General features: G+C 60.6%; 7 protein-coding genes, 1 tRNA gene and 2 rRNA genes (1 of these 10 cut by a window edge). 3 read left to right on the top strand and 7 right to left on the bottom strand.

Annotated elements, in window-relative coordinates; all coding sequences use genetic code 11:
* The 3 genes from AC4P1R_RS12045 to AC4P1R_RS12035 all read left to right on the top strand — a co-directional run.
* A 23S ribosomal RNA gene (locus AC4P1R_RS12045) occupies positions 1-974 on the top strand; it begins 1,823 nt to the left of the window's first position.
* Between the two features lie 236 nt (positions 975-1,210).
* Positions 1,211-1,325 (top strand): 5S ribosomal RNA (rrf, locus tag AC4P1R_RS12040).
* Between the two features lie 222 nt (positions 1,326-1,547).
* A tRNA-Met gene (locus tag AC4P1R_RS12035) sits at positions 1,548-1,624 on the top strand.
* A 210-nt stretch (positions 1,625-1,834) separates the two neighbouring features.
* Here AC4P1R_RS12035 and AC4P1R_RS12030 read toward each other — a convergent pair.
* The 7 genes from AC4P1R_RS12030 to AC4P1R_RS12000 form a co-directional block, all read right to left on the bottom strand.
* Entirely contained in the window at positions 1,835-2,170 is a 336-nt protein-coding gene (locus AC4P1R_RS12030; protein ID WP_492177016.1) for a cytochrome C oxidase subunit IV family protein, read from the bottom strand.
* 11 nt (positions 2,171-2,181) lie between these two features.
* Entirely contained in the window at positions 2,182-2,904 is a 723-nt protein-coding gene (locus tag AC4P1R_RS12025; RefSeq protein WP_492177015.1) for a heme-copper oxidase subunit III family protein, read from the bottom strand.
* Positions 2,905-2,915: 11 nt separating this feature from the next.
* Complete coding sequence (locus AC4P1R_RS12020; RefSeq protein WP_492177014.1) at positions 2,916-3,614, bottom strand: cytochrome c oxidase subunit 3; 699 nt, start codon at positions 3,612-3,614, stop codon at positions 2,916-2,918.
* Complete coding sequence (gene ctaD, locus AC4P1R_RS12015; RefSeq protein WP_492177013.1) at positions 3,611-5,389, bottom strand: cytochrome c oxidase subunit I; 1,779 nt, start codon at positions 5,387-5,389, stop codon at positions 3,611-3,613. Before ctaD ends, AC4P1R_RS12020 begins: the two co-directional genes overlap by 4 nt.
* 23 nt (positions 5,390-5,412) lie before the next feature.
* Positions 5,413-6,267, bottom strand: coding sequence for a cytochrome c oxidase subunit II (locus AC4P1R_RS12010; protein ID WP_069458194.1), 855 nt, complete (start codon positions 6,265-6,267; stop codon positions 5,413-5,415).
* 135 nt (positions 6,268-6,402) lie between these two features.
* Positions 6,403-6,789, bottom strand: coding sequence for a c-type cytochrome (locus tag AC4P1R_RS12005; RefSeq protein ID WP_069458220.1), 387 nt, complete (start codon positions 6,787-6,789; stop codon positions 6,403-6,405).
* Between the two features lie 252 nt (positions 6,790-7,041).
* Positions 7,042-8,109, bottom strand: coding sequence for an ABC transporter ATP-binding protein (locus tag AC4P1R_RS12000; RefSeq protein ID WP_492177012.1), 1,068 nt, complete (start codon positions 8,107-8,109; stop codon positions 7,042-7,044).
* Positions 8,110-8,122: the final 13 nt, after the last annotated feature.

Genomic DNA, 8,122 nt, shown 5'->3' with positions numbered 1-8,122 from the left:
CTATAACGGTCCTAAGGTAGCGAAATTCCTTGTCGGGTAAGTTCCGACCTGCACGAATGGCGTAACGACTTCCCCGCTGTCTCCAACATAGACTCAGTGAAATTGAATTCCCCGTGAAGATGCGGGGTTCCTGCGGTCAGACGGAAAGACCCCGTGCACCTTTACTATAGCTTTACACTGGCATTCGTGTCGGCATGTGTAGGATAGGTGGTAGGCTTTGAAGCGGGGACGCCAGTTCTCGTGGAGCCATCCTTGAAATACCACCCTTATCGTCATGGATGTCTAACCGCGGTCCGTCATCCGGATCCGGGACAGTGTATGGTGGGTAGTTTGACTGGGGCGGTCGCCTCCGAAAGAGTAACGGAGGCGCGCGATGGTGGGCTCAGAGCGGTCGGAAATCGCTCGTCGAGTGCAATGGCATAAGCCCGCCTGACTGCGAGACTGACAAGTCGAGCAGAGACGAAAGTCGGTCATAGTGATCCGGTGGTCCCGCGTGGAAGGGCCATCGCTCAACGGATAAAAGGTACGCCGGGGATAACAGGCTGATGACCCCCAAGAGTCCATATCGACGGGGTTGTTTGGCACCTCGATGTCGGCTCATCGCATCCTGGGGCTGGAGCAGGTCCCAAGGGTTTGGCTGTTCGCCAATTAAAGCGGTACGTGAGCTGGGTTCAGAACGTCGTGAGACAGTTCGGTCCCTATCTGCCGTGGGTGTAGGAATATTGACAGGATCTGTCCCTAGTACGAGAGGACCGGGATGGACATATCTCTGGTGGACCTGTTGTCCTGCCAAGGGCATAGCAGGGTAGCTATATATGGAAGGGATAACCGCTGAAGGCATCTAAGCGGGAAACCCACCTGAAAACGAGTATTCCCTCGAGAACCGTGGAAGACGACCACGTTGATAGGCCGGGTGTGGAAGTGCGGCAACGCATGAAGCTTACCGGTACTAATCGTTCGATCGGCTTGATCGTTCCCATTGCTCATGCTCATCGAAGATGAGCTTTTAGCCCTCACGGCGATCCGCTGTCGCGGATGCCTCCGGGAGGGCGCGCCAAAAGGCGCGACGGCCTTTGGCCTTGCGGAGCTAAAGCTCCGATGAGTGCCCCAAGCGCCGTCGAAGACGTGTTCAAAAAAACGAAGCAATCGCTTCACCAGCTTCTCGAAATCAATTTGCGCCCTTAGGGCGCAAAAGCTTGCGCTTTGCCGACCTGGTGGTTCTGGCGGGGTGGCTGCACCCGTTCCCATTCCGAACACGGCCGTGAAACGCCCCAGCGCCGATGGTACTTCGTCTCAAGACGCGGGAGAGTAGGTCGCTGCCAGGTCTGCAAAGCGCAAGAAAAACGCCGCTCCCCTTCACGGCAAAGCCGTGAAGGACAAGGCAGCGGCGAAAACAAAAAACATCTTCTCTCACACGCCGACAAAACGGCGAAACAAACCATTCGAACCATAACGCGGGGTGGAGCAGCCCCGAACGCCCGCAGGCCGAACGGCCGAAGACGGGCAAACAGACAAACAACCGGGCAAGAAAACCCGGACAAGCATAACGCGGGGTGGAGCAGCCCGGTAGCTCGTCAGGCTCATAACCTGAAGGCCGCAGGTTCAAATCCTGCCCCCGCAACCAGATCAACAGCACACACTCCCATCATCCCCGCCAAAACAGCGGGGATTTTTGCGTTTCGGCGTTCGGACGTCGTTTCGGTAGCTTGTCGTGTCGGGATCGAGATCCCTCTACAGCGCCGCGCGTCTTTTCAGACGCGCAAAGGTCGCTGTAACGCTTTGAATCTGCGCATCGAGCTTTCCGAAAATCGGGTACGATTTTCGGGCCGATGCGCTAAGGCCCGGGACCGAAGAAGGCGAGGCGGGTGAAGAGGATGTAGTTCGATTCCGACACCATCAGCGTCACGAAGACGAGCACCAGCAGTGGTGGAAGAAGGATCGCATAGATGAGGGCGAGGCGCTCCCACGCCATATGCATGAATACAGCGACGATGAGCCCGGCCTTCAGCATCATGAAAATCAGGATCAGCGACCAGCGTAGAAATCCCTGCAGGCCGAAATAGTCGACCAGGTAGGAGAAGGCGCTGAGGACGAACAGCAGACCCCAGACGAGGAGATAGAGTTTGATCGGGTGCTGTTGTTGTTCCGCATGTGCCTCTGCGTGGGCCATGATAGCTCTCCTCACCACAGATAGAAGAACGCGAAGATGAAGACCCAGACGAGATCGACGAAGTGCCAGTAAAGGCCGGTGATTTCGACGATCTCGTAACGGCCCTTGCGGCTCGTAAAGAAGCCGCGCCGTTCCGTGTCGAAGTCGCCACGCCAAACCTTGCGGGCGACGATCAGCAGAAAGATCACACCGAAAGTGACGTGGGTGCCGTGAAAGCCGGTGATCATGAAGAAGGACGAGCCGAATTGTGCGGCGCCCCATGGATTGCCCCAGGGCCGCACGCCCTCGGCGATCAGCTTCGACCACTCGAAGGCTTGCATGCCCACGAAGGTGGCGCCGAAGAGGGCGGTGACCAGCATCAGCGCCGCGGTCTTGCGCCGGTCGCGGCGATAGCCGTAATTGACCGCCATCGCCATGGTGCCGCTCGAGGAGATCAGCACGAAGGTCATGATGGCGATCAGGATCAGCGGCATGTGAGTTCCAGCGATCTCGAGAGCGAAAACCTCGCTCGGATTCGGCCAGGCAACGGTGGTCGACATCCGCGCTGCCATGTAGGCGAGCAAGAAACAACCGAAGATGAAGGTGTCGCTCAGGAGAAAGATCCACATCATGGCCTTTCCCCAGGAGACGTTCTTGAACGCGCGCTGATCCGACGCCCAATCGGCGGCGAAGCCCGCCAGACCGGCCGGGTGTTGGTACGTTTCTGCTGCGGGAGGCTTCAACGGGGCGGACATTTGTGCGGCTCCTAGGTCAGCAATTGTCGGCAGAATACGACGACCTCGGTCGCCCAGCCGGAGAGCAGGGCGAAAAGAACCAGCCAGACCGCCAGCATGAAATGCCAGTAGATGGCGCAGAGCTCGATCGAGAGCCGCGTCCTGCGGTCAAATCCGGCATCCGAGGCATGCATTGTGACGCGCCCGAGCGCGGCGAGCCCGCCAAGAATATGCAAGCCGTGCAGGCCGGTCAGCATATAGAAGAAGCTGTTGGCGGGGTTACCGGCAAGGAGATAGCCGGCATTGGACAGTGCCCGCCAGGCGAAGAGCTGACCGACGAGAAAGGCAAGTCCCGCCGCCAACGCGACGAGCAGTCCGGTTCGTGCCTTCTCGCCATGCCGGCTCTCCGCCCTGAGCTTCGTCCAGTGCAAGGCGGCGCTGGCGAGCGCCAGGATTGCAGTATTGACCCAGAGGAAGCCCGGCAGCGGCAGTGCACCCCAGTCGGACGAGGCCATGCGCATGAAATAGGCGCTGAAGGAGAGGGCAAATAAGGAACCGACGACGGCGAGGAAGACGCCCAATCCGACCTTGGCCGCCGGCAGGGGGGCAGCGCGGCGAGGGTCGTGAGCGTGCCCGACCTCGAGCCAGGGTTTCGACGCCAATCGCTGCTGGGCGAGCCACCAGACGACGATAGCGGCGATTGCCGTCAGGAATATCAGCATGATGCTCATGAAACGGCCTCATGGCTGACGCGGCTGGGGGCCGGATGGTTCTGCGGGATGAAATCCTCCGGCGCGCCGGGGACGCTGTAGTCATAGGCCCAGCGATACACAACCGGCAGTTCCTTGCCCCAGTTGCCGTGGGACGGCGGCGTCTCGGGTGTCTGCCATTCGAGCGTCGTCGCCCGCCAGGGATTGCCACCCGCCTCCCGGCCGTGGCGCAGGCTCCAGACGAGGTTGAAAAGGAAGACGATCTGCGCAGCGCCGACGATCAGCGCCATGATGCTGATGAAGGCATTGAGATTATGAACGGAGTCCGGCACGAAAGCGGTCTCGCCAAGCTCATGATAGCGCCGCGGCACGCCGATGAGACCCAGATAATGCATCGGGAAGAAAATTCCATAGGCGCCGATGAAGGTGATCCAGAAGTGGATCTGACCGAGCGTCTCATCGAGCATGCGCCCGGTCATCTTCGGGTACCAATGGTAGATAGCGCCGAAAATGACGAGGATCGGCGCCACCCCCATGACCATGTGGAAATGCGCGACGACGAACATCGTGTCCGAGAGCGGAACGTCGACGACCACGTTGCCAAGGAATAGGCCGGTCAGCCCGCCATTGACGAAGGTGACGATGAACGCGAGTGCAAACAGCATCGGCAGGGTCAGGTGAATATTGCCGCGCCAAAGCGTCAGCACCCAGTTGTAGACCTTAATCGCGGTCGGCACCGCGATGATCAGCGTTGTGGTGGCGAAGAAGAAGCCGAAATAGGGGTTCATCCCGCTGACATACATGTGATGCGCCCAGACGACGAAGGAGAGGCCGCCGATGATGACGATCGCCCAGACCATCATGCGGTAGCCGAAGATGTTCTTGCGCGCATGCGTGCTGATGAGATCGGAAACGATGCCGAAGGCCGGCAGGGCGACGATATAGACCTCGGGATGGCCGAAAAACCAGAAGAGGTGCTGGAACAGGATTGGGCTGCCGCCGCCATATTGCAACTGTTCGCCCATTTCGACGATCGCCGGCATGAAGAAGCTGGTGCCGAGCAGGCGGTCGAAGAGCATCATGACGCAGGCGACGAAAAGGGCAGGGAAGGCGAGGAGCGCCATCACCGTCGCCGTGAAGATGCCCCAGACGGTGAGCGGCATCCGCATCAGCGTCATGCCGCGTGCGCGCCCCTGAAGTACGGTCACGACATAGTTGAGGCCGCCCATGGTGAAGCCGATGATGAAGATGATCAGCGAGGAGAGCATCAGGATGATGCCCCAGTCCCTGCCGCCCGGTGTGCCGGAAAGCACTGCCTGCGGCGGATACAGCGTCCAGCCGGCGCCGGTCGGCCCGCCGGGCGCGAAAAAGCTCGCGACGAGGACGAGCACGGCGAGCAGATAGATCCAGTAGCTCAGCATGTTGGCGTAAGGGAACACCATGTCGCGCGCGCCGACCATCAGCGGAATGAGATAATTGCCGAAGCCGCCGAGGAAGAGGGCGGTCAACAGATAGATCACCATGATCATGCCGTGCATGGTGATGAACTGATAATAGGCCTCCGCATCCACCAACTGGAATGTGTCGGGAAAACCGAGCTGCAGGCGCATCAGCCAGGAGAGCACCAGCGCCACCATCCCGATGGCGATCGCGGTGGTCGCATATTGGATGGCGATGATCTTCGCATCCTGGCTGAACACGTAGCGCGTCCACCAGCTGTGCGGATGGTAAAGCTCAACATCCTCGACTTCGGGAGGCGGCAGCGCCTCGCCAATACCGGACCGGACGTCGACCATCTTATCTCCTCCCAATTGTTACCTCACGGCGCCTCCGATTGCGCCGCTGCCGCGGCAACAGCCGTTGCCGTCGGGTCCCCATCGGACGATGCCGTCAATTGCGAAAAGGTCTGCTGCTCGGCAAGCCAGGCCTGATAGTCGTCCTCCGTGTCGACGACGACGGTGCCGCGCATCTGCGGATGACCAACGCCGCAGAGCTCGGCGCAGAGGACCTCGAATGTGCCGGTCCGCGTCGGGGTGAACCAGAAATAGGTGATCATACCCGGGACCATGTCCATCTTGGCGCGGAACTCCGGAACGTAGAAATCATGCAGCACGTCGACGGACCGGAGCAGGACCTTGACCGGCTTGCCGATGGGCAGATGCAACTCGCCGGCTTCGACGATGACGTCGTCGAGGCTTGCGGCGTCATTCCGATTGAGACCGAGCGGGTTTTCCGGCGTCACGTCGCGTGCGTCCGTCGTGCCGAGCTTTCCATCGGCCCCTGGCAGGCGGAAGTTCCAAAGCCATTGCTGCCCAACCACTTCCACTTCGGCCGCCCCTTCCGGCACGGTGACGAACTGGTTCCAGACGAACAGGCCCGGCGCCAGCATCGCCGCGACGCCGAGCGTCGTGCCCGTTGCGAGCCAGCTTTCCAACCTCCGGTTTTCCGGCTCGTAGTCCGCGGTGTTGCCGGGCCGGTGGCGAAAGCGAAACACGCAGTACGCCATGAATAGCACGACGGCGACGAAGGCGATTCCGGTGATCCAGAAGGTTATGATGATGGTATTGTCGATGTAATTCCAGTTAGAGGCGATTGGTGTCCACCACCAAGGACTCAGCACATGGAACAAGACCGACCCGAGGGCCAAGAGTACCAGAATTACTACCACGGCCATTTCCTGTCCCTCCCCGCCACGATCGGCCGTGAGACGAATACTTAATCCGCAGCGTTCCGATCGGAATTATTGCACGAACGGAAAATACTGGCAAATCGCCCGTTAGAAGTGTGCTCCCTCCTCCCGGGGGTTGTCCTACTCGGAATGTTGCTTCAGATAGGCGATCACGTTGTTCACGTCTTCCTCTTCCTTGAGACCGGGGAACACCATCTTGGTTCCCTTGATCATGGCCTTGGGATCGCGAAGATATTCGTGCAACGTCGCATCATCCCAGACGAGACCCTCTTCACCCGCCTTCACCATGGCCGGCGAGTAACGGAAATTCGCATGCGTCCCTGCGGTCCTGCCGATGATGTGCTGAAGCGAAGGCCCGACCCTGTTCTGGTCCTTGTCCACGACGTGGCAAGCCGCGCATTTCTTGAAGACGGTGGCGCCGGCCTCGGCATCGCCCTCTTGCGCAAGGGCGGCGGCCGGGCAGAGCAGGAGTACCGAAACAGACAGGGCAGCAATCGGATGTCGCATCATGAGTCCTCATTTCGCAGGGCGCCGGGCCAAGGAAGAGTGCGGTCAATTCATGGCTTTGGCCGTGCCATAGTCTCTCGGAAACGTTGCGCCGGGCGGTCGATACTGGCGATAGAAGAAAAGCTAGTCTTCCTCCCGAATAAGTCAATCGTCACTTTGAGCGACCGCATGTATCCTCACGTCGACCTCAGCGACGGCTGCCTCTGCGCGTCCGACCGGAAGGGCGGCGCTGTTGGAGGGTGGCGGCGCGGGTCAGACACGCCGTCCTTCGCGATCGAAGAAGTGCAGGCCCAGCGCCGGGAAGCGGACCGGAATCGTTCCGGACGCCGTGAGGAAGGAGCGGTCGCTGGTGAAAGCCTTGAAGCTCGATCGGCCGAGCGATAGATGCAGGATGATACCGAAGCCGGTCGGCTCGACGAGGTCGACCTGGGCAAAGAGCGCATCCGGTCCGTGCCCGGCAAGAACGACATGCTCCGGTCGGATGCCGAGCGTGACGCTGGCGCCTTCCGCGACCGGTGCCGGCGCTCCAAGCGGAATGGCGACATTGTCGACCGTCTCGAAACGCGGCGTCTCGCTGGCGGGGCAGGTACCCTCGAAGAAATTCATGCCGGGCGACCCCATGAAACCGGCGACGAAGAGATTGGCGGGGCGATCGTAGAGTGCGAGCGGGGTTCCGACCTGCTGGACGATGCCGGAATTCATCGCGACGATGCGGTCGGCGAGCGTCATCGCCTCGATCTGGTCATGCGTCACATAGATCGAAGTGGCGCCAAGGTCCTTGTGCAGCTTCTTGATTTCGGCACGCATCTGCTCGCGCAGCCGCGCATCGAGATTCGAAAGCGGCTCGTCGAAGAGGAAGGCCTTCGGCTGGCGCACGATGGCGCGCCCCATGGCCACCCGCTGGCGCTGGCCGCCCGAAAGCGCCCGCGGCCGCCGCTCCATCAGCGGCTCGAGCCCGAGCTTCGCGGCGGCGCCCGCAACGACCCCCGCAATCCTTTCGCGGGCGGTCTTTCGGAGCCTGAGGCTGTAGCTCATGTTCTTCTCGACCGACATGTGCGGGTAGAGCGCATAGGACTGGAACACCATGGCGATGTCGCGATCCTTCGGCGCGAGCTCGTTGACCCGTTTGCCGGCGATGCGGATCTCGCCGGCGGTGACGCTTTCAAGCCCGGCGATCATCCTGAGCAGCGTGGACTTGCCGCAACCGGAGGGGCCGACGAGCACGACAAATTCGCCGTCGCGGATTTTCAGGTCGACGTCGTGCAACACCGGATGGGCGCCGTAGGATTTCCGGATACTGGCGATATCGATGGAAGCCATGGTGGATTAGCCC

This window comes from Sinorhizobium sp. Y406 (assembly GCF_058732025.1).
Note: the sequence above shows the minus strand (reverse complement) of the source record. Positions and strands in the feature narration are given on the sequence as shown.

Bases quoted from the DNA above. Each gene is read 5' to 3' on its own strand.
- AC4P1R_RS12030 (WP_492177016.1), bottom strand. From the start codon at position 2,170: ATGGCCCACGCAGAGGCACATGCGGAACAACAACAGCACCCGATCAAA.
- AC4P1R_RS12025 (WP_492177015.1), bottom strand. From the start codon at position 2,904: ATGTCCGCCCCGTTGAAGCCTCCCGCAGCAGAAACGTACCAACACCCG.
- AC4P1R_RS12020 (WP_492177014.1), bottom strand. From the start codon at position 3,614: ATGAGCATCATGCTGATATTCCTGACGGCAATCGCCGCTATCGTCGTC.
- ctaD (WP_492177013.1), bottom strand. From the start codon at position 5,389: ATGGTCGACGTCCGGTCCGGTATTGGCGAGGCGCTGCCGCCTCCCGAA.
- AC4P1R_RS12010 (WP_069458194.1), bottom strand. From the start codon at position 6,267: ATGGCCGTGGTAGTAATTCTGGTACTCTTGGCCCTCGGGTCGGTCTTG.
- AC4P1R_RS12005 (WP_069458220.1), bottom strand. From the start codon at position 6,789: ATGCGACATCCGATTGCTGCCCTGTCTGTTTCGGTACTCCTGCTCTGC.
- AC4P1R_RS12000 (WP_492177012.1), bottom strand. From the start codon at position 8,109: ATGGCTTCCATCGATATCGCCAGTATCCGGAAATCCTACGGCGCCCAT.